General features: G+C 70.6%; 21 protein-coding genes and 2 tRNA genes. 8 read left to right on the top strand and 15 right to left on the bottom strand.

The features are described 5' to 3' along the window. Positions 1–15: 15 nt before the first annotated feature. Positions 16–1,335 carry an L-seryl-tRNA(Sec) selenium transferase gene (gene selA, locus AB4Z02_RS02090; protein ID WP_441968948.1) on the bottom strand — a complete coding sequence of 440 codons (1,320 nt, stop codon included), beginning with the start codon at positions 1,333–1,335 and terminating at the stop codon, positions 16–18. A 107-nt stretch (positions 1,336–1,442) separates the two neighbouring features. Between selA and AB4Z02_RS02095 the strand changes: the two genes are divergently transcribed. From AB4Z02_RS02095 to AB4Z02_RS02110, 4 genes are all read left to right on the top strand, one after another. Beyond that, positions 1,443–1,748 carry a hypothetical protein gene (locus tag AB4Z02_RS02095; protein ID WP_441968950.1) on the top strand — a complete coding sequence of 102 codons (306 nt, stop codon included), beginning with the start codon at positions 1,443–1,445 and terminating at the stop codon, positions 1,746–1,748. An 81-nt stretch (positions 1,749–1,829) separates the two neighbouring features. Continuing rightward, a complete protein-coding gene (locus AB4Z02_RS02100; protein ID WP_441968952.1) occupies positions 1,830–2,273 on the top strand; it encodes an SRPBCC family protein in 444 nt (147 codons plus the stop codon). A 96-nt stretch (positions 2,274–2,369) separates the two neighbouring features. Continuing rightward, a complete protein-coding gene (locus AB4Z02_RS02105; RefSeq protein WP_056882805.1) occupies positions 2,370–2,552 on the top strand; it encodes a YegP family protein in 183 nt (60 codons plus the stop codon). 50 nt (positions 2,553–2,602) lie between these two features. Next, positions 2,603–3,067: a hypothetical protein gene (locus AB4Z02_RS02110; protein ID WP_441968954.1), complete on the top strand. Its 465-nt coding sequence runs from the start codon at positions 2,603–2,605 to the stop codon at positions 3,065–3,067. Between the two features lie 54 nt (positions 3,068–3,121). On the opposite strand, the gene AB4Z02_RS02115 is transcribed toward AB4Z02_RS02110, so the two are convergent. From AB4Z02_RS02115 to dnaA, 14 genes are all read right to left on the bottom strand, one after another. Then, positions 3,122–3,197: transfer RNA gene (locus tag AB4Z02_RS02115), tRNA-Ala, on the bottom strand. 30 nt (positions 3,198–3,227) lie between these two features. After that, the gene (locus AB4Z02_RS02120; protein ID WP_235531349.1) at positions 3,228–3,347 is read right to left on the bottom strand and encodes a DLW-39 family protein; all 120 of its coding nucleotides are present in this window, start codon (positions 3,345–3,347) and stop codon (positions 3,228–3,230) included. Positions 3,348–3,391: 44 nt separating this feature from the next. Then, a tRNA-Ile gene (locus AB4Z02_RS02125) sits at positions 3,392–3,468 on the bottom strand. A 141-nt stretch (positions 3,469–3,609) separates the two neighbouring features. Continuing rightward, complete coding sequence (locus AB4Z02_RS02130; RefSeq protein WP_056882803.1) at positions 3,610–4,056, bottom strand: DUF3566 domain-containing protein; 447 nt, start codon at positions 4,054–4,056, stop codon at positions 3,610–3,612. A gap of 56 nt (positions 4,057–4,112) precedes the next feature. After that, entirely contained in the window at positions 4,113–6,740 is a 2,628-nt protein-coding gene (gyrA, locus tag AB4Z02_RS02135) for a DNA gyrase subunit A (protein WP_056882802.1), read from the bottom strand. A gap of 98 nt (positions 6,741–6,838) precedes the next feature. Continuing rightward, entirely contained in the window at positions 6,839–8,851 is a 2,013-nt protein-coding gene (gene gyrB, locus AB4Z02_RS02140; protein WP_056883219.1) for a DNA topoisomerase (ATP-hydrolyzing) subunit B, read from the bottom strand. A 347-nt stretch (positions 8,852–9,198) separates the two neighbouring features. Beyond that, entirely contained in the window at positions 9,199–9,507 is a 309-nt protein-coding gene (locus AB4Z02_RS02145) for a protealysin inhibitor emfourin (protein WP_441968957.1), read from the bottom strand. Beyond that, entirely contained in the window at positions 9,504–10,607 is a 1,104-nt protein-coding gene (locus tag AB4Z02_RS02150) for an alcohol dehydrogenase catalytic domain-containing protein (RefSeq protein ID WP_441968959.1), read from the bottom strand. Before AB4Z02_RS02150 ends, AB4Z02_RS02145 begins: the two co-directional genes overlap by 4 nt. After that, a complete protein-coding gene (locus AB4Z02_RS02155) occupies positions 10,604–11,053 on the bottom strand; it encodes an acyl-CoA thioesterase (protein WP_441968961.1) in 450 nt (149 codons plus the stop codon). Before AB4Z02_RS02155 ends, AB4Z02_RS02150 begins: the two co-directional genes overlap by 4 nt. Positions 11,054–11,111: 58 nt before the next feature. After that, a complete protein-coding gene (locus AB4Z02_RS02160) occupies positions 11,112–11,606 on the bottom strand; it encodes a DUF721 domain-containing protein (RefSeq protein WP_441969015.1) in 495 nt (164 codons plus the stop codon). 121 nt (positions 11,607–11,727) lie between these two features. Then, positions 11,728–12,924, bottom strand: coding sequence for a DNA replication/repair protein RecF (recF, locus tag AB4Z02_RS02165; protein ID WP_441968963.1), 1,197 nt, complete (start codon positions 12,922–12,924; stop codon positions 11,728–11,730). Between the two features lie 35 nt (positions 12,925–12,959). Next, a complete protein-coding gene (gene gnd, locus AB4Z02_RS02170) occupies positions 12,960–14,054 on the bottom strand; it encodes a phosphogluconate dehydrogenase (NAD(+)-dependent, decarboxylating) (protein ID WP_441968965.1) in 1,095 nt (364 codons plus the stop codon). A gap of 125 nt (positions 14,055–14,179) precedes the next feature. After that, positions 14,180–15,313 carry a DNA polymerase III subunit beta gene (gene dnaN, locus AB4Z02_RS02175; RefSeq protein ID WP_441968967.1) on the bottom strand — a complete coding sequence of 378 codons (1,134 nt, stop codon included), beginning with the start codon at positions 15,311–15,313 and terminating at the stop codon, positions 14,180–14,182. Between the two features lie 754 nt (positions 15,314–16,067). Continuing rightward, positions 16,068–17,618 carry a chromosomal replication initiator protein DnaA gene (dnaA, locus tag AB4Z02_RS02180; protein WP_441968969.1) on the bottom strand — a complete coding sequence of 517 codons (1,551 nt, stop codon included), beginning with the start codon at positions 17,616–17,618 and terminating at the stop codon, positions 16,068–16,070. A 450-nt stretch (positions 17,619–18,068) separates the two neighbouring features. Between dnaA and rpmH the strand changes: the two genes are divergently transcribed. From rpmH to yidC, 4 genes are all read left to right on the top strand, one after another. Beyond that, positions 18,069–18,206: a 50S ribosomal protein L34 gene (gene rpmH, locus AB4Z02_RS02185; RefSeq protein WP_056882794.1), complete on the top strand. Its 138-nt coding sequence runs from the start codon at positions 18,069–18,071 to the stop codon at positions 18,204–18,206. A gap of 10 nt (positions 18,207–18,216) precedes the next feature. Then, entirely contained in the window at positions 18,217–18,621 is a 405-nt protein-coding gene (gene rnpA / locus AB4Z02_RS02190; protein WP_056882793.1) for a ribonuclease P protein component, read from the top strand. Further along, positions 18,618–18,938 carry a membrane protein insertion efficiency factor YidD gene (gene yidD / locus AB4Z02_RS02195; protein WP_441968972.1) on the top strand — a complete coding sequence of 107 codons (321 nt, stop codon included), beginning with the start codon at positions 18,618–18,620 and terminating at the stop codon, positions 18,936–18,938. Before rnpA ends, yidD begins: the two co-directional genes overlap by 4 nt. Positions 18,939–19,032: 94 nt before the next feature. Beyond that, positions 19,033–20,073 carry a membrane protein insertase YidC gene (yidC, locus tag AB4Z02_RS02200; RefSeq protein ID WP_056882791.1) on the top strand — a complete coding sequence of 347 codons (1,041 nt, stop codon included), beginning with the start codon at positions 19,033–19,035 and terminating at the stop codon, positions 20,071–20,073. Positions 20,074–20,078 lie beyond the last annotated feature (5 nt).

The raw sequence follows: 20,078 nt of genomic DNA on the forward strand, positions 1-20,078 counted from the left end.
GGCTCGGCGCCGCGCTCAGGCGAGGCGGCCGAGTACCTCGCGCACGGCCTCGGTGAGTGTCCTGTCGAGGGACTCGGGGACGCAGCGCGGGTCGACGAGGCACCGGCCGCGCTCGACCCGCGCGAGCACCGGCTCGTCCAGCCCGCGCAGCAGCTCGGCACACGCCTCGGGTAGGGCCACGGCCCAGCCGGGCAGGGGTCTCCCGGGGGCACCGCCGCCACCGACGACGCCGTCAGCGGCCACCACCGTTGCCCCCGACCCGGTCGGCAGGGTGGCGACCAGCGCGGCGCACCGCGCGCGAAGCCGGTCCGGGTCGGCCTCGAGGGCGTCCCAGACGGGCGGACGGGGCCCGCGCACGGTGGCCTCGAGCCCGGCCAAGGTGGTCTTGTCTGCGCGCAGCGCCCGGGCGAGGGGGTGCCGGCGCAGCGTCTCCACCGTGGCGGCGTCGCCGAGGACGAGGCCGGCCTGTGGACCGCCGAGCAGCTTGTCGCCGCTGCAGGTCACGATGGCTGCACCCTCCGCGAGCGCCGACGCGGCGTCCGGCTCGTCGGGCAGCAGCGGGTGCGGCCTCAGCAGGCCACTGCCGATGTCGTGCACGACCGGGACGCCGAGCCCGGCGAGGTCGGCGACCGACGCGGACGCCGTGAACCCCTCGACCCGGAAGTTGCTGGGGTGGACCTTGAGGATGCAGCCGGTGTCGGGACCCACGGCGGCGGCGTAGTCGGCCAGCGTGGTCCGGTTCGTCGTGCCGACCTCGCGCAGGCGGGCACCGGTGCTGGCGATGAGGTCGGGGAGCCGGAACCCGTCACCGATCTCGACCATCTCGCCGCGGCTGACGACGACCTCGCGACCAGCCGCCAGGGCGGTCGTCGCGAGCACGAGTGCCGCGGCGCCGTTGTTGACGACGAGGGCACCGCCTGCCTCCGGGACCACCTCGAGGAGCGCCGCGATGGTCCCGCGACCTCGCTTCGATCGCTTGCCGGTGTGCAGGTCCAGCTCGACGTCGACGGTGCCTGCTGCAGCGGTCATCGCCTCGACCGCTGCCGCCGACAGGGGCGCGCGGCCCAGGTTGGTGTGGATGACGACACCAGTCGCGTTGATGACCGGGGTCAGCGTGGTCGCGCGAGCGGGGAGGGCGACGAGGGCCGCCTCGACGACCTCGTCGGGGGCGATCTCTCCTGCCCTCGCCCGTCCCTGGGCCCCGTTCACCGCTGCTCGCACCGTGTCGCGCCCCAGGCGAGCCACCGCCGCCTGCACCTCCGGGTCGGCCAGGACGGCGTCGGTGCGGGGCACCAGGCGACGCACGTCCTGGGCGTCGGGCTGTGGCGATGGCATGCGCTCTCCTGTCGTCGCGGCGGCCGGAGCCAGCGTAGGCGAGGGTGGTCCCGGCTGCGCTGCGCCGGGTCTTGTCACCACCGCCACCACGAGAGCACCCTTGCGGGATGAGGACGTTCGAGGTGACTCAGCGCGACTCGCGCGGGCGGGGCCGGGGCACGTGCCGGGTGGCCGCCGGCGACGCGAGCGAGGCGGTCGCCCGGGTCCGGGCCATGACCCCGGGGCGCGGCGACACGGCCGTGTACGCCGTGTACCGGCACCGTCGTCTCCGCGGTCGCCGCTTCGTCGGCCTGTGGTCCGGGTCCGGGCCGGGGTCCGACGGCGGCCCGACCGGCGTCCGTGAACCACGTCGCCCGCTCCCGGCCCCACCCAGCCTGTCCGTCGCGCTCGAGGTGTCCCGGACCGGTCCCTGAGCCCCGTCGCGAAGCGGTCCCTCGACCTCGCGGCCGGGAGTACGGTGTGCCCACCCCCGCTCCCCGGCGTTCGGAGATGTCATGCCTCGCTTCGCCCACACCCTCTCCGTCAGCGCTCCACCCTCTGCGATCTTCGCCATCGTCGACGACGTGAGCCAGACGCCGACGTGGCTGTCCCGGTGCACCGGCATCGACAAGCTCGACCCGGGGACCAACGACGTCGGCACCCGGCTTCGCTACCACTACACCGACGGCCGGCGCACCGGTGTCATGGACGGACAGATCGTCGCCCGCGAGCCCGACCGTCACTTCGCCATGAAGTTCACCGACCGGATGATGGACGTCACCGTCGACTTCGTCGCGGCCTCCGACGGGGTGGGGACGACCCTGACCCACACCATCGACATCGCCACCAAGGGCTTCGGCCGTGCCTTCGGGCCGGTCATCAAGCGCCAGCTGCCGAAGCAGACGCTCGACGCCATGACCTCCCTGAAGCGCCTCGCCGAGCAGCGCACCACCGCGTAGGGCTGGCCAGCTTCTCCCACCAACGGCTCTGTACGAGGCGGATCACCGCCCCTAGGCTGCCAAGCGTTCTGGCGGGTCCACTCACGGAGGTGCGTCATGGCAGGGAAGTTCGAGCTCTACAAGGACAAGGCCGGGAAGTACCGCTTCCGCCTCAAGGCCAGCAACGGCCAGGTCATCGCGACGGGTGAGGCGTACGAGTCCAAGGCCGCGGCCGAGAACGGCATCAAGTCGGTCCAGACCAACGCCGCCGGCGCGCCGACCGTCGAGGTCGACGGGTAGCCCCACCCGTGGGCGGCTCCGGCGCGCGATGGCGGGTCTGGGCCGCCCGTGTGGCGGTCGTCGTCGCCGGCGGGGTGGTCGCGGTCGTGCTCCTGCAGCTCTGGTCGTTCGCCCACGTCGACAACCCTGCCGTCATCGAGCGGTCTGCGATCGTCCGGACGGCCACCTCGCACTGCGCCGCCATGCGTGACGCGACGGCAGCCGCAGCCGTGGGCACCTCGGCGTCGATCCAGCAGCGGGTCGGGGCGATCAACGCCCAGAACGACGCCGTCACCGAGATGGTCGTCGCCCTGCGCTCGTTGGGTCCGTCCGTCCTCGCGTCCGACCCGCCAAGCTCCCGCTGGGTCGAGGACTGGCAACGGCTCGTCACGGCGCGGGACGACTACGCCCGCTCGCTCGCCGCCGGTCACCCCAGGCCGATGCGGCTGCCCACCGTCGAGGGGACCCCGTTGTTGGACCGGCTCAACGACGTCGGCGTCAGCTGCCGCGTGCCCCTCGCCCTGCTCGCTCCCTGACCGTCTCGAGCAGCAAAAGGCCCTCGCCGCTGACGGGGAGGGCCTGTCGAGAACTGGTGGAGCCAAGGGGACTCGAACCCCTAACCCCCTGCTTGCAAAGCAGGTGCGCTACCAATTGCGCCATGGCCCCCGAGTGGGGAGTCGACCCCAGGTTCCTGTGTCAGGAAGGGGAGTCGGTCGCCTGGGCCCAGAGGTCCTTCTCGGCCTGCTGGGCCTTGAGCTTCTTCTGGATCGCGGCAGCGCCGACTGCGGTCACGACGAGGAACAGGAGCTTCTTCATCGGTGGTCCGCCTTCCCTCGCAGAGAACCCGCGGGGATCGGGATTGGTGGGCCTAACAGGACTTGAACCTGTGGCCTCTTCCTTATCAGGGAAGCGCTCTAACCGTCTGAGCTATAGGCCCGTGAGCCCAATCTCCGCTGCGCCACCGGTGGGTGGCGCGAGACCCGAGGTTACATGACGGTAGGGCTGCCCACCAAAACGGATACCGCCCGCCCTCCGGAGTCGGAGGACGGGCGGTCGAGGTACGGCGCGGGGCCGCTTCTCAGTCGTCGGTGAGTGTCAGCTGGAGGCCGCCCACGAGGGCCGAGCAGATGTTGTAGAGGAACGCGCCGAGGGTCGACAGGGCGGTCAGCAGGATGACGTCGATGACCCCGATGACGATGCTCAGGGACAGCACCCGACCGAAGCCGAGGAAGTCCATGATGTCGAACGGGTTCTCGCTGTCGTTGAAGATCGTGCCCACCAGGCGGTTGACCTCGGAGAAGACCCCCATGCCCGACAGGATCATCCAGAGCACGGCGACCATGACCACGCCGGCGATGCCGAGGGCCACGGAGATGAGGAACGACATCTTCATCGCCGACCAGGGGTCGACCCGCGAGACGGTGAGCTTGACCCGACGGGCGCGGCCGGCGGCGGCGGCGGCCCCGGCCGGGCGCGCGGGGGCTCCCGGGCGAACCGTGCCGACCTGCTCGGCGCCGCGGTTCATCCGCCCAGCCTCCGGTCCTCCCGGACGCGACGACGTGCTCGTGTGGCCTGCCGTGCTCACTCGTTACCTCCGGTGGAGTCGGTCTCGGTCGCCTCGGGGGCCGGGGGAGTCTGATCACCCTCAGCGCCGTCGACGACCTGCTCGTTCACAGACGACGGTACGGCATCGGTGACCGCTGAGTCGCCTGCGGCACTCCCGTCCGTGCTCAGGTCGCTCTCATCCTCGGAACGCTCGGGGTTCCTGGCCACCGCCACGACCGAGTCGCCCTTGCCCGCCTTGGCGAACTGCACACCCATGGTGTTGCGGCCCGTGAGGCGGACCCCGTCGACGCGCGACCGGACGATGTTGCCCTTCTCGAAGATGACCAACACCTCGTCGTCCTCGTCGACCGTCAGGGCACCGACGAGGTCGCCGTTGCGCTCGGTGATCTTCGCGACCGCGACCCCCAGGCCACCACGGCCCTTGGCGTTCCAGTCAGAGGACGGGCTGCGCTTGGCCATGCCGTTCTCGAAGACCACGAACACGTCGGGGTCCTCGCCCTCGTGGATGACGCTGAGCGACAGCAGCGAGTCGTCGCCGCGGAACCGCATACCGGTCACGCCACTGGTGGCGCGGCCCATCGGGCGCAGCTGCTCGTCGGTGGCGTGGAAGCGCACCGACTGGGCCTTGCGCGAGACGAGCAGCAGGTCGTCGGTCTGCGAGGCGAGGTCGGCGGCCACGAGCTCGTCGCCGTCGCGCAGGTTGACCGCGATCAGGCCACCGCTGCGGGGGGAGTCGTAGTCGGCGAGACGCGTCTTCTTGACCAGGCCGTTCTTGGTCGCCAGCACGAGGTAGGGCTGCTGCTCGTAGTCGCGGACGTCGAGGACCTGGGCGATCTTCTCGTCCGGCTGGAACGCGAGCAGGTTGGCGACGTGCTGGCCCTTGGCGTCACGACCGGAGTCGGGCAGCTCGTAGGCCTTGACCCGGTAGACCCGACCCAGGTTGGTGAAGAAGAGCAGCCAGTGGTGGGACGTCGTGGTGAAGAAGTGGTCGACCATGTCGTCACCGCGCAGGGATGCGCCGCGGACGCCCTTGCCGCCACGGCCCTGCGACCGGTACGCGTCGACGCGGGTGCGCTTGGCGTAGCCGCCGCGCGTGATGGTGACGACCACGTCCTCCTCGGGGATGAGGTCCTCCATCGACATGTCGCCGTCGATGAGCTCGATCCGGGTGCGGCGGTCGTCGCCGTACTTGTCGACGAGCTCACCGAGCTCCTCGGACACGATGTTCCGTTGGCGCTCGGGCTTGGCGAGGATGTCCTCGTAGTCCTTGATGAGCGCCTCGAGGCGGTCGTGCTCGTCGATGATCTTCTGGCGCTCGAGGGCGGCCAGTCGGCGCAGCTGCATCTCGAGGATGGCGCGGGCCTGGATCTCGTCGATCTCCAACAGCTCGATGAGGCCGTCACGCGCCGCCTCCACGGTCTGCGACCGGCGGATGAGGGCGATGACCTCGTCGAGGGCGTCGAGCGCCTTGAGCAGGCCACGCAGGATGTGGATCTCGTTCTCGGCCTTGCGCAGGCGGAACCGCGTCCGGCGCTGGATGACCTCGACCTGGTGCTCGACCCAGTGGCGGATGAACGCGTCGATCGGCAGCGTGCGCGGCACGCCGTCGACCAGGGCCAGCATGTTGGCGCCGAAGTTGGTCTGCAGCTGGGTGTGCTTGTAGAGGTTGTTGAGCACGACCTTGGCCACGGCGTCGCGCTTGAGCACGATGACCAGGCGCTGGCCGGTGCGGCCGGAGGTCTCGTCGCGGATGTCGGCGATGCCCGACAGGCGACCCTCCTTGGTCAGCTCGGCGATCTTCTGGGCCAGCGTGTCGGGGTTGACCTGGTAGGGCAGCTCGGTGACGACGAGGCACTGCCGGCCCTGGATCTCCTCGACCTCCACGACCGCGCGCATGATGACCGAGCCTCGCCCGGTGCGGTAGGCGTCCTCGATGCCCTTGCGGCCGAGGATGAGCGCGCCCGTGGGGAAGTCGGGGCCGGAGATGCGGGCCAGGACCGCGTCGAGGAACTGCTCACGGTCGGCCTCGGGGTTGGCGAGGTACCACTGGGCGGCGTCGGCGACCTCACGCAGGTTGTGCGGCGGGATGTTGGTCGCCATGCCGACGGCGATGCCGGAGCTGCCGTTGACGAGCAGGTTGGGGAAGCGGCTCGGCAGGACGGACGGCTCCTGTGTCTTGCCGTCGTAGTTGTCGCGGAAGTCGACGGTGTCCTCGTGGATGTCGCGGACCATCTCCATGGCCAGCTGCGCCATCCGGCACTCGGTGTACCGCGGCGCGGCGGCCGGGTCGTCGCCCGGGGAGCCGAAGTTGCCCTGCCCGTCGACGAGCGGGTAGCGCAGCGACCAGTCCTGCACGAGGCGGACGAGGGCGTCGTAGATCGAGGAGTCACCGTGCGGGTGGTACTGGCCCATCACCTCACCGACGACGCGGCTGCACTTGTTGTAGCCACGGTCGGGGCGGTACCCGCCGTCGTACATGGCGTAGACGACGCGGCGGTGCACCGGCTTGAGGCCGTCACGGACATCGGGCAGCGCGCGGCTGACGATGACCGTCATGGCGTAGTCGATGTAGCTGCGCTGCATCTCCGCGTTGAGGTCGATCGCCTCGGTCCGGTCGTACTCGACGGGCGGTATCTCAGTCATGAATTCCCTTGTCCCTCAATGCACTTCAGAAGATCAGCACTTCAACGATTCGGAGGTGTGGCGCGGGCCGGGTTCCACGTGAAACCCGCCGGCCCTGCCTAGATGTCCAGGAACCGGACGTCGCGCGCGTTGCGCTGGATGAAGCCGCGACGGCTCTCGACGTCCTCGCCCATCAGCACGGCGAAGATCTCGTCGGCCGCGGCGGCGTCGTCGAGGGTCACCTGCAGGAGCACCCGGTGGTCGGGGTCCATCGTGGTCTCCCACAGCTCCTGGTAGTCCATCTCGCCGAGACCCTTGTAGCGCTGGATGCCCGCGTCCTTCGGCAGGCGCCAGCCCTGGGACTGCCCGGCCTGGACCATGGCGTCGCGCTCACGGTCGGAGTAGGCGAACTCGTGGGCGTGGTTGCTCCACTTGAGGCGGTAGAGCGGCGGCTGCGCGAGGTAGACGTAGCCCTCCTCGATGAGGGGGCGCATGAACCGGAAGAGCAGCGTCAGCAGCAGCGTGCGGATGTGCAGGCCGTCGACGTCGGCGTCGGCCATGAGCACGATCTTGTGGTAGCGCGCCTTCGACTTGTCGAAGTCCTCGCCGATGCCCGTGCCGAACGCCGAGATCAGCGCCTGGACCTCGTTGTTGGCGAGCACCTTGTCGATGCGCGCCTTCTCGACGTTGAGGATCTTGCCGCGGATCGGGAGGATCGCCTGGTTGTGCGGGTTGCGACCACGCACGGCCGAGCCGCCGGCGGAGTCACCCTCGACGATGAACACCTCGGAGATCGAGGGGTCCTTGCTCTGGCAGTCACGCAGCTTGCCCGGCAGGCCACCGGACTCGAGCAGGCCCTTGCGACGGGTGGCCTCGCGGGCCTTGCGCGCCGCCATGCGGGCGGCGGCCGCCTGCACCGACTTGCGGACGATGTCGCGCCCCTCGCTGGGGTGCGCCTCCAGCCAGTGGCCGAACTCGTCGGTCATGGCGCGCTGGACGAACCCCTTGACCTCGGAGTTGCCGAGCTTGGTCTTGGTCTGGCCCTCGAACTGCGGCTCGCCGAGCTTGACCGACACGACGGCGGTCAGGCCCTCGCGGATGTCGTCGCCGGTGAGGTTGTCGTCCTTGTCCTTGAGGATGTTCTGCTTGCGCGCGAAGTCGTTGATGAGCTTGGTCATCGCCGCGCGGAAGCCCTCCTCGTGGGTGCCGCCCTCGTGGGTGTTGATGGTGTTGGCGTAGGTGTGGACCGACTCGGAGTAGGCGGTGGTCCACTGCATCGCGAGCTCGAGGCTGAGCTGGCGCTCGGTGTCCTCGGACTCGATCGAGATGATCTCCGCGTGGACCGGCTCGGCCTTCTTGGACCCGACCAGGTGGGTGACGTAGTCGACCAGGCCGTTGGCGTAGGTGTAGCTGACCTGCCGCGGCTTCTTCTCCGCGGCGTCGACCGTCTCGGCCTCCTCGGCCTCGGTCTCCTGGACGCGCTCGTCGACGAGGTTGATGGTCAGGCCCTTGTTGAGGAACGCCATCTGCTGGAACCGCGCGCGGATCGTCTCGAAGTCGTACTGGGTGGTCTCGAAGATGTCGCCGTCCGCCCAGAACGTGATCGTGGTGCCGGTGCGGTCCGAGGCCTCCATCTGCTCCAGCGGCGCCGTGGCGACACCGTGGTCGAAGGACATCCGGAAGGCGTGGCCCTTCTGGCAGACCTCGGCGTCGAGCCGGGTCGACAGGGCGTTGACGACCGAGGAGCCCACGCCGTGCAGGCCACCGGACACCTTGTAGCCGCCGCCACCGAACTTGCCGCCGGCGTGCAGCTGGGTGAGCACGAGCTCGACGGTGGACACGCCGTACGCGTCGTTCATGCCCGTGGGGATGCCGCGGCCGTTGTCGGTCACGCGCACGCCGCCGTCGGCGAGGAGGGTGACGTCGATGGTGTCGGCGTAGCCGGCGAGCGCCTCGTCGACGGAGTTGTCGACGATCTCCCAGACCAGGTGGTGCAGGCCCCGCTCACCGGTCGACCCGATGTACATGCCCGGGCGCTTGCGCACGGCCTCGAGCCCCTCGAGCACGGTGATCGCGCTCGCGTCGTAGTCGACACCCTCGGGGACCCCGGCGAGCTCGGCCTCGGCACGCAGGCGGGCAGCCTCGGCCTGCTCGGCGGTGAGGTTCTCGGAGGTCTCGGGGATGGGCGTGCTCTCGTGCGGTGTCTGGTCAGACTCGGACACGGTGCTCCTTCTCCGGTGGGGCACGCCGCTCGGGGGTGGCCCCGGCACGTCGCTGCACCCTGCTCATGACACGCGACCAGTCTGGAGACCAGCTGGTCGCGATTTCACCTCACAGTCTACCGGTCAGCGGTGTCAGGCAGCCCTCTGGAGGCCCGTGAGCCGGGATCCGAGCCAAAAAAGTCCCCCTGTCCGACTCCCCATACGTCACCCCGCCCCTCAGCGCGGGATTCTCGCGTTTGGCGACCGGGTCTGGGGGCTCACTCCGAGAGGGTCCGCTCGAACAGGTCACGCACCGGCCCGGGCAGGTCATGCTCGGCGAGAATGACCTCCTCGCCCTTGGGTGGGGAAGCCAGGTGGTAGGTGTACGCGTCCGGGACGGTGCGCCCCGGGACCACCGGCTGCAGCCCGCGCGGACCGTCGCCGGCCAGGATCGCGCACCACTGCTCGGCGTCACTGTCGGGCAGCTCGGCCACGTCGACGGTCCTGGTCAGGGGTGCGCCAGCCAGGCCACCGGTGCGCCGCAGGCGGAGGCGCAGGCCGGCAGAGCCACCCACCTCCCGCGTCACAGCTCGACGACCTGGCGTACGGCGCGGCCGGCAGCCAGCTCGTCCATCGCGTGGTTGAGGTCGTCGAGGGCGATGCGCGAGGAGACCAGCGCCTCGACCGGGAGCCGCCCCTCGCGCCACCACTGCGCCAGGACGGGGATGTCGCGCGCCGGCACGGCCGACCCGAGGTAGCTGCCGATGACCGTCCGGGCCTCGGCGACGAGCTGCAGCGGCGAGACGCTGGCGCGGGCGTCGGGGTGCGGCAGCCCCACCGTCACCGTGCGACCACCCGGGGCCGTCGCCGCGAGGGCCGCCTCGAAGGCAGGCGCGCTGCCGGCCGCCTCGACGACGACCTCGGCCCGCAGGCCGGTGGCGGCGAGCTGTGCGGGGTCGAGCGCCTGCGCGGCCCCGAGCTCCAGGGCGAGCTCACGCTTGGCGGCGACACCGTCGACGGCGGTCACCGGACCCGTGCCCAGTGCAACGGCGGTGAGCAGCGCCGCCATACCCACGCCGCCGAGCCCCACGACCAGCACGGACTCCCCGGGTGCCGGGGGAGCGGCGTTGAGCAGGGCGCCACCGCCGGTGAGCACGGCGCAGCCGAGCACGGCCGCGACGTCCGGGGGGACGTCGTCGGGCACGGCCACGACCGAACGCGTGTCGACCACCGCGTGGGTGGCGAACCCGGACACGCCGAGGTGGTGGTGCACGGGGGAGCCGTCCCGGGAGAGGCGTCGGCCGCCGCCGAGCAGCTCGCCCGCGGAGTTGCTCGCCGAGCCGGCGGCGCAGGGCACCCGGCCGCCCGTGGCGCAGTTCGCGCACTCGCCGCACCGGGGCAGGAAGGTCATGACCACGCGACTGCCCAGGGCCAGGTCGGTGACCCCTGGGCCGAGCTCGAGCACCCGGCCGGCCGCCTCGTGGCCGAGCAGCATCGGGACGGGGCGCGGCCGGTTGCCGTCGACCACCGAGAGGTCGGAGTGGCACACCCCGGCCGCCTCGACGGCCACGAGGACCTCACCCGGACCGGGCTGCGCCAGGTCGAGCCCACCCACCGTCAGCGGGCGGGTGGTCGCCCAGGGCCCGGGCCGGCCGACCTCCTCGAGGACGGCACCGGTGATCCTCACCCGCGGCCCTGCAGGGCGTTCTCGAGCAGCTCACGCACCGCGGTCGGGATCGGGACCGTCCCCCGGGTCGTGCGGTCGATGTAGACGTGGACCCAGTGCCCGAGGGCCGCCACCTGCTCGGTGTCGGCGGCGAACAGGCCCAGTGCGTAGGTGATGCTGCTGCGGCCCAGCCGTTCGACGCGCACCCCGACGTCCAGCGCGTGCGGGTACTCCAGCTCGCGGAAGAAGCGGCAGCCCGACTCGGCGACAACCCCCAGCTCCGGCAGCGCCAGGACGTCGACCTGGGCCCCGGTGATGAGCCAGCCGTTGATGGCCGAGTCGAACAGCTCGTAGTAGACGGCGTTGTTGAGGTGGCCGTACATGTCGTTGTCCGACCACCGCGTGGTCACGCGGACCACGTGGTCGAAGTGGTCGCGGGTCAGCGAGCGGTCGTCGTCGGCCGTCATCCCTCGATCCTAGGGACAGCGGCCGGTCGGCACCGGCCGACTGCTCACCGGCAGCCGGTCAGCCGTAGGTGTCGCGCGGGCCGGGGCCCTGGCTGCGCCGCGGGCCCTTGGACCACGAGGGCGCGCTCGGTCCGACGATCTTGAGCGAAGCGACGGTGCCCTTGCCCACCTCGTTCTCCAGGCGGCCCATGATCGAGGCCTCCAGCAGGCGCAGCTGCGTGGTCCAGGCGGTGGAGTCCGCCCGCACGGTCAGCACGCCCAGCTCGAACGTCACCGGCGTGCAGTGCTGGGCCACCTCGTCACCGACGATCTGCGCCCACCGGCCCATGACCGAGCCGACCGCGACGTCGACCTTCCAGCCGCGGTCGCTGAGCAGCCGGTCGAGCTGGTCGCCGAGCAGCAGCGGGTCACGGCCGTCGCGGCGGACCTTCGCCGGCTCACCCGGCCGTCGCCGGCGCATCGGCTTCAGGCCCGGGCGCAGCCCCTTCTCGCGCGCAGCGGCCCGCGCCCTCTGCAGCGCGGCAGCCGCCGCGTCCTCCGCCGCAGCCACCAGCTCGTCGACCGAGACGTCCGGCGATCCCCCCGGCGAGAGCGCGGACGAGTCCTCGGACGTGTCGTCGGTGGCGCCCTCCTCGTCGCTGGGGAGCCCGGCCTCGGGACCCTCGTCGCGCTCGTCAGCCACGCAGCGCCACCTCACCCAGGCTCACGGCATACGTGCGCCCGGTCAGCGTGGTCGGCACGTCGGCGTCGACCGCCGCGGTGATGAGGACCTGCTCGCAGTCGGCCACCATCGCGGCGAGCCGCTCGCGGCGGCCCGAGTCGAGCTCGGCGAAGACGTCGTCGAGGATGAGCACGGGGTCGTCGCCGAGGTCGTGCCGCAGCAGCTGGTACGCCGCGAGCTTGAGTCCCAGCGCGAACGACCAGCTCTCGCCGTGGCTGGCATAGCCCTTGGCCGGCAGGTCGCTGAGGGACAGCACGAGGTCGTCGCGGTGGGGACCGGCCAGCGACATGCCGCGCTCGATCTCGCGGTCACGCAGCTCGGCGAGGGTGGCCAGGATCTCGGTCCGGAGCTGGTCGATGTCCGGCACCTCACCCGCGGCGATGGACGCGGACGCCGCCTCGCGCAGCGAGCTCTTGTAGGACACCCGCGCGTCGGACTGCCCGGCGCTGACCTCGTCATACGCCTTGGCGAGGTAGGGCCCGAGGTCACGCAGCAGCCGCAGCCGCGCGTAGAGCAGCTGCGACCCGACGGAGGCGAGGTGCTCGTTCCAGATGTCGAGGGTGTGCAGCGCCGAGGCGCGAGCGTCCTCGACCGGCTCGTCCGACGGTCGTGCCGGACGGCGCTGGCCGCGCCGGAGCACGGGCGCGGCCGACTTGAGCAGGGCGTTGCGCTGCTTGAGGACCTTGTCGTAGTCGCCGCGCACGCTGGCCCAGCGGGGCTGCCTCGACACGAGCAGGTCGTCGAGGAACTTGCGTCGCTCGGAGGGGTCGCCCTTGACCAGGGCGAGGTCCTCGGGAGCGAAGAGGACGGTCCGCAGGGTGCCGAGCACGTCGCGGGGCCGCCCGGCGGGGGCCCGGCCCAGCCTCGCCCGGTTGGCCCGGCCGGGGTTGATCTCGAGCTCGACGAGGGTCTCGCGGCCGTCGCGCACCACCGCGCCCCGGATCACCGCCTGCTCGGCTCCGAACCGCACCAGCGGCTGGTCGGTGGCGACCCGGTGGCTCGAGAGCGTGGCGAGGTAGCCGATCGCCTCGACGAGGTTGGTCTTGCCCTGGCCGTTGAGCCCGACCAGCGTCGTCACCCCGGGCTCGAGCGGCAGCTCGGCCGCCGGGTAGCTGCGGAAGTCGGAGACGGTCAGGTGACGGACGTGCACTGACCCTGCCGTTCAGCCGGCGCCGGGGCCGGCGGTCACTTCGCGCGCTTGCGGGTCGACCCCGACCCCGAGGTCGCGCCCGAGCCACCGGTGGAGCCGGTGCCGGAGGACGGACCGGCCGAGGCGGCCTTGCGACCCTTGGCGGTAGCCTTCGCCGCGCTCTTGGTGGGCTTCTCCTTGGGCGTGACCTTGGCGGCCACGGCCTTCTCGTGCTTGGGGGCACCCTCGGCGCGCAGCTTCTCGCCCTCGGCGACCGACATCACCTGGTGGCCGCCGAAGCCGCCACGCAGCGCGGCGACGGCCTGCATCGTGGGGGACTCCTGCTGGCGCGAGGCGAACCGGGAGAACAGCGACGCCGAGATGACGGGCATCGGCACCGAGTTGGCGATGGCCTCCTCGACGGTCCAGCGGCCCTCACCGGAGTCGACGGTGTAGCCGGAGACGTCCTCGAGGTGCGGGTTCTTCTCCAGCGCGTCGACCAGCAGGTCGAGCAGCCAGGAGCGCACGACGGTGCCGCGGGTCCAGGCCTTGAACGCACCCGGCACGTCGGTGACGATGTCCTTGGCCTCGAGCAACTCGTACCCCTCGGCGTAGGCCGCCATGAGGCCGTACTCGATGCCGTTGTGGACCATCTTCGTGTAGTGGCCGGCGCCGACCTTGCCCGCGTGGACGAAGCCCTCCTCGCGCGGACCCTCGGGGCGCAGCGCGTCGAAGATCGGCATGGCCTTCTTCACGTTGGCCGCGGACCCGCCGACCATGAGGCCGTAGCCGTTCTCCAGGCCCCAGATGCCGCCGCTGACACCGCAGTCGAGGTAGCCGATGCCCTTGGTCCTGAGCAGCGCCTCGTTCTCGAAGTCGTCGGTGAAGCGGCTGTTGCCGCCGTCGATCACCATGTCGCCCTTGTCGAGGAGCTCGGCCAGCTTGGCCACCGTGGCGCGCGTCGGCTGGCCCGACGGGACCATGACCCAGACGGTCCGGGGGGCGTCGAGCTTCTTGACCAGCGCGGCGAGGGTCTTGACGTCGGAGACGGCGGGGTTGTTGTCGAAGCCCACCACCTCGTGGCCCGCGCGGCGGATGCGCTCGCGCATGTTGCCGCCCATCTTGCCGAGGCCGATCAGACCGAGCTGCATGTGACGACGCCTTTCGTGGGGGGATCCCGCAGGGGGTGGGCCGGGGCCGTCCGGCATCACCGCGACGACAACCGTGCGCGCGGCAGACCTCGCCGGGCGCAGGCTCAGGCTACGCCCGCCTGTGGTCAGCTCGCGAAGCGAACCGGCATGAGCACGTAGCGGTAGGAGGTGTCGGCCTCGCCGTCCTGCTCGGCCTGGCCCGAGAGCACGGCCGGCCGGGAGGGCTGGGTGAACGACAGCCGCGAGTACTCGGTGCCGACTGCGCCGAGGCCGTCGAGGAGGAACTGGGGGTTGAACGCGATCTCGATCTCGGGCCCGGTGAGGGTCGACTCGACGGCCTCGGACGCTTGGGCGTCGTCGCCGGTGCCGGCCTCGATCGCGACCTGGCCGTCGGTGAACCGCAGGCGCACCGGGGTGTTGCGCTCGGCCACCAGGGCCACGCGCTTGACCGCCTCGACCAGCTCGGAGGTCTTGATGACCGCCTCGGTGTCGACGCTGGTGGGGAAGATCGAGGTGACCTTGGGGTACTCGCCGTCGAGCAGCCGGGTCGTGGTGCGACGCTGGCCGGCCTCGAAGCCGACGAGCCCGTCACCACCGGCGGACGAGCCGAGGGCGACCTCGATCGAGCCGGAGGCGCCGAGCGCCTTGGCGGTCTCGGACAGCGTGCGGGCCGGGACCAGCGCCAGGTGGGTGGCGTCGGTGGCGTTGGGGTTCCAGTTGAGCTCGCGCATCGCAAGGCGGTAGCGGTCGGTCGCGAGCAGGGTCATCGTGTCACCGTTGATCTCGACCCGGACGCCGGTGAGGATCGGCAGGGTGTCGCCGCGGTCGGCGGCGATGGAGACCTGGGCGACGGCCTGGGTGAACAGGGCACCGTCGACGTGGCCGGTCGCGGTGGGCGAGGTGGGCAGCGTGGGGTAGTCGTCGGCCGGCATCTGCATGAGGCTGAAGCGCGAGGACCCGCAGGTGACCGCGACCTTGTTGCCGTCGGTGGCGACGTCGACGGGCTTGTTGGGCAGGTTGCGGGAGATGTCGGCGAGCAGGCGACCCAGCACCAGGACGGTGCCGCCCTCGGCGACGTCGGCCGCGACGGTGATCTTGGCCGAGACCTCGTAGTCGAACGCAGACAGGGTCAGCGTGCCCTCCTCGTCGGCGACGATGAGCACTCCGGCCAGCACGGGAACCGGGGGACGTGCCGGCAGCCCACGGGCCACCCAGGTCACGGCGTCGGCGAGGACCTCACGTTCGACCCGGAACTTCACCGTCGTACCTGCCCTTCGCGTGCGGCCGTGCCGCGTCCTCGAACCCCACAAATGTGATTGCGGACTGACCCTAGTGCCCGGTGTGGGTGCGGCCAACCCGGATCGTCGGATTGGCCGGCCTGTCATTTCGTGTCATTCAGGCAGGGCGGTCGGCAGGGTTGGTCCTCGGGGCTGGATCCATGAGTTGAGAGGGGTAGTCATCGTTGTAGGGGGTGTGGATCCTGTGGACCACGCGCATCGGTGCAGGTCAGCGGACTCGGAGGGCTGTGCACGACGCGGGGAAGAGCCGTGGGAAGCGTCCCGTCGCGCTGTGGACGGCGCCTGGGCGCCCACAGGCGCTCCACACGACACGCCGAGCTCGTCCCCATCCTGACGGGGTGTCGTGCACGGGTTGTCCACAGGTTGTCCACGGGTGTGCAGAAAGATCATCCGTTCGAGGGATGGCGGTGGACGCAGCGCACATACCCACAGAGTTGTCCACAGGTGTGGACCACGGGCGTTGTGCGTCGATTGTCCGTATTCGTCGTAGGCCCGTGCGCTGCCGCGGACCCCGTCGTGCTGCGTACCGTCCGAATCGGCACCGGGCCGACACCGCGGCCGTCGAGTAACAGAGTGGTGAACGCGAACGCACAGCTGTGGATGGTCCTGTGGACAACGGCGTAGGGGGTCTGCGTCACGAGGACGCAAGGAGCCGGCGCCGACCAGCCGTCACCGGTCGTACCCCGTCGCGACTGATCACAGCCCGCGCCGGCGGTCAGCGGGACTGCTGCTTGATCCGGTTGGTGAGCTCGGTGACCTGGTTGTAGATCGCACGCCGCTCGGCCATGAGCTGGCGGATCTTCTTGTCGGCGTGCATCACCGTGGTGTGGTCACGGCCGCCGAACTGCTGGCCGATCTTCGGCAGCGACAGGTCGGTCAGCTCACGGCACAGGTACATCGCGATCTGGCGGGCCGTCACCAGCACCCGGGAGCGGGAGGTGCCGCACAGGTCCTCGATGGTGAGGCCGAAGTACGCCGCCGTCTGCGCCATGATCGTCGCGCTGGTGATCTGGCTGCCCTGCTCGTTGGGGATGAGGTCCTTGAGCACGATCTCGGCCAGGCCCATGTCGACGCTCTGGCGGTTGAGGCTCGCGAACGCCGTGACGCGGATGAGCGCACCCTCGAGCTCGCGGATGTTGGTCGAGATGCGGCTCGCGATGAACTCCAGCACCTCGTCCGGGGCACTCATCCGCTCCTGGATCGCCTTCTTGCGCAGGATGGCGATGCGGGTCTCGAGGTCGGGCGGCTGCACGTCGGTGAGCAGACCCCACTCGAACCGGCTGCGCATCCGCTCCTCGAAGCCGGACAGCAGCTTGGGCGGCAGGTCACTGGTGATGACGACCTGCTTGTTGGCGTTGTGCAGGGTGTTGAACGTGTGGAAGAACTCCTCCTGCGTCTGCACCTTGCCCTGCAGGAACTGGATGTCGTCGATGAGCAGCACGTCGACGTCGCGGTAGCGGCGCTGGAAGTTGGACGCCTTGTCGTCGCGGATGCTGTTGATGAAGTCGTTGGTGAACTCCTCGGAGTTCACGTAGCGCACCTTGACGTGCGGGTACAGGTTGCGCGCGTAGTGCCCGATCGCGTGCAGCAGGTGGGTCTTGCCCAGTCCGGACTCGCCGTAGACGAACAGCGGGTTGTACGCCTTGGCCGGCGCCTCGGCGACCGCGACCGCAGCCGCGTGGGCGAACCGGTTGCTGGCCCCGATGACGAAGGTGTCGAAGGTGTACTTCGGGTTCAGCCTGGTGGCCGACTCGTCGGTGATGCTCGGGACCTCGTCGCGGGGACGTCGCTGCGGGGGCGCGGTCGGCGGCTGCGCCAGGTGGGGGGCGGGGACCGTGCCCGAGTGGTTCGACGAGTGGCCGCCCGGGTGGCCGGACGAGTGGTCCAGGGGCGCCGGCCCGTCGCGGTCGACCGAGAAGGCGGTGTCGTCGAAGGCGTGGCCGCCGGTGCCGCGGGGCTCCTCGACGAGGCCGACCGTGTCCTCGGCGTAGTGGTCCTCGTCGAGCGACGGGTCGACCGACACGGCGAGGTGGACGGGCTCGCCGAGCTGGCTGGACAGCGCCCGGGTCACGGCGTCGCGCACCCGCTGCTCGACGACGTCCTTGGTGTAGTCGTTGGGCACCTTGACCAGGGCGGTGCCGTCAAGGAGGCCGGAGAGGCGGGCCAGGGCGAGGAAGGCGCGTTCACGCGCGGGGAGCCCGTCGGCGTCGAGGGTGGAGATGGTGTTCTGCCAGATCTGAGCAAAGTCCAGATCGGCATCACTCACTGGTCCCACATCCCTTTCGACGGTGTCCGCGGTCGCTGCCCTGTCGCAGGGTCATGGTGCCTTGTCCACACACTTATCCACAACCTGTGGGTATGGGAATGGGACGAGGGTGGACGCTAACAAGGCGAGGTGCCGTGGAGCAAGCCAAACCCCGAAAATCGGGTCCCGAACTGCCAAATGTTTCGCATCGGGCGGCGTGTCCGGCGTGCGGGCGCCGCGAGGCGGTGCTAGTGGAGGGTATCGCGCCTGCCTGCGCCACGGGCCCCCCGCTGGTTTGACCCTGTGGATGGCGCTCGCGTACCGTGGAGCAGGCCTGTCGGCCGTTTTCGCATGCCCGTGAATCCCCCGGATGCCACCTCGGTGGCCCCGGTCGCGGGTTTCCGATTGCGGCTGGGGGGCCGCAGACCAGCACTCAGCAGGCGCCCGCCTGACCAGTAACGGAGATCCCTCGTGAGCAAGCGTACTTTCCAGCCGAACAACCGCCGCCGGGCCAAGACCCACGGCTTCCGCCTGCGGATGCGTACCCGTGCGGGTCGCGCCATCCTCTCGGCTCGTCGCGCCAAGGGCCGCTCCGAGCTCTCCGCCTGAGGCGAACCCAGTGCTGCCCGCGGGGCACCGGCTCCGTGCGAGCTCGGACTTCGCGGCGGCCCTGAGGGGACCCAGGGGAGCCCGAGCAGGCTCCACGCTGATCGTGGTCCACGCCGGCCAGACCGACGCGCGTGCGGGACTCCCGCCGCGGGTCGGTTTTGTCGTCTCCAAGCGGGTGGGCAACGCCGTGGTGCGCAACCGCACGAAGCGCCGCCTGCGGGCCCTGGTCGCGGCGAGGATCGCCCAGGTGCCGGACGGGGTCGACGTCGTCGTGCGGACCAACCCCACCGCGGCGTCGGCCACCTCGGCCGAGCTGGCCATCGAGCTGGACCGCCTCCTGCCGCGGGTGACCGCCAAGGTGAGCGCCCTTGCGGCTGCAGCTCAGCCCTCCACCGTCCCGGTGAGGCAGCCGTGAGCGCGGTGGGGCGGGTGGTCACCGCCCCGGTCATCGGCGCGATCGTGCTCTACCAGCGCTTCGTGTCCCCGATGCGGCCCCCGACCTGCCGTTACTACCCGTCCTGCTCGGCGTATGCCGTGACCGCCCTGCGCCGCTTCGGTCCCGTCAAGGGAACCTGGCTGGCACTGAAGCGGTTGGGCAGGTGTCATCCCTGGACCCCGGGCGGCGTGGACCACGTCCCGGAGCGCACTCCGCACAGCACCTCCGACAGCACGACCATGGCGACCCCACAGACCCACCCCGCACCGCCCGCCCCGGCCGCCCACCAGCGGTAGGGCCACCTCCCTCCCGGCCGCTCGGCGTACGCCGTGCAACCGGAACCACCGGTGAGGCGTCGCCCCGACGTCGCGCCACCAGATTGAGGACAGCATGAGCTTCAGTGACCTGATCTACCCGTTCGAATGGATCGTCTCGTGGATCCTGTGGGGATGGCACTCCCTGTTCACCGCGATCGGGATCCCCGGAGCGTCCGGTGTCGCGTGGGTGCTGTCCATCATCGGCCTCGTCGTCGTCATGCGGGCAGCGATGATCCCGCTGTTCGTCAAGCAGATCCACGCCTCGAGGCGGATGCAGCTCATCCAGCCCGAGATGCAGAAGATCCAGGCCAAGTACAAGGGCAAGACCGACCCCGACTCCCGTCAGGCCATGACGCAGGAGACGATGGACCTGTACAAGCGGACCGGGACCAACCCGTTCAGCTCGTGCCTGCCGATCCTGCTGCAGTCCCCGTTCTTCTTCGGCCTCTTCCGCGTGCTCAACGGCCTGCAGAAGATCGCCTCCGGGGAGACGCCGCCGATCGGCCCGATCACACGGACGCTCGCCGGCCAGGCCGAGCAGTCCACGCTCTTCGGGGCGCAGCTGTCCGACAAGTTCATGGGCGCGGACACCCTGACCACCAAGATCGTCACGGTCCTGCTCATCGTCCTGATGTCCGCCAGCACGTTCACCACCCAGCGCCAGCTGATGATGAAGAACATGCCGGCGTCGGCGCTCGACAACCCGTTCGCCAAGCAGCAGAAGATGCTGCTCTACCTGATGCCCCTGTTCTTCGCGATCTCCGGCGTCAACTTCCCCATCGGTGTCCTGCTCTACTGGCTCACCACCAACGTGTGGTCCATGTGCCAGCAGTTCTACGTGATCCGCCGCATGCCGGCGCCCGGCTCGCCGGCGGAGAAGGCCATGCAGCAGCGCCGGGCCAAGCGCGGGAAGCCGGTCCAGGAGTTCACGGTCAAGGGACTGGACAAGAGCGACAAGTCGGACACTGAGGAAGCACCCAAGCCCACAGGCCAGCGGCAGCAGCCCACCCGCAACAAGAAGAAGAAGGGCGGCCAGGCCAAGCCGCGGACGAGCACCTCCGGCTCGACCACCTCGCGCCCGGCCACCGAGACCACGTCGACCACCGACAACTGACCGAC

Origin of the sequence: Pedococcus sp. 2YAF34, assembly GCF_052114585.1 — a bacterium.
In the GTDB taxonomy this organism is placed as follows: domain Bacteria; phylum Actinomycetota; class Actinomycetes; order Actinomycetales; family Dermatophilaceae; genus Pedococcus.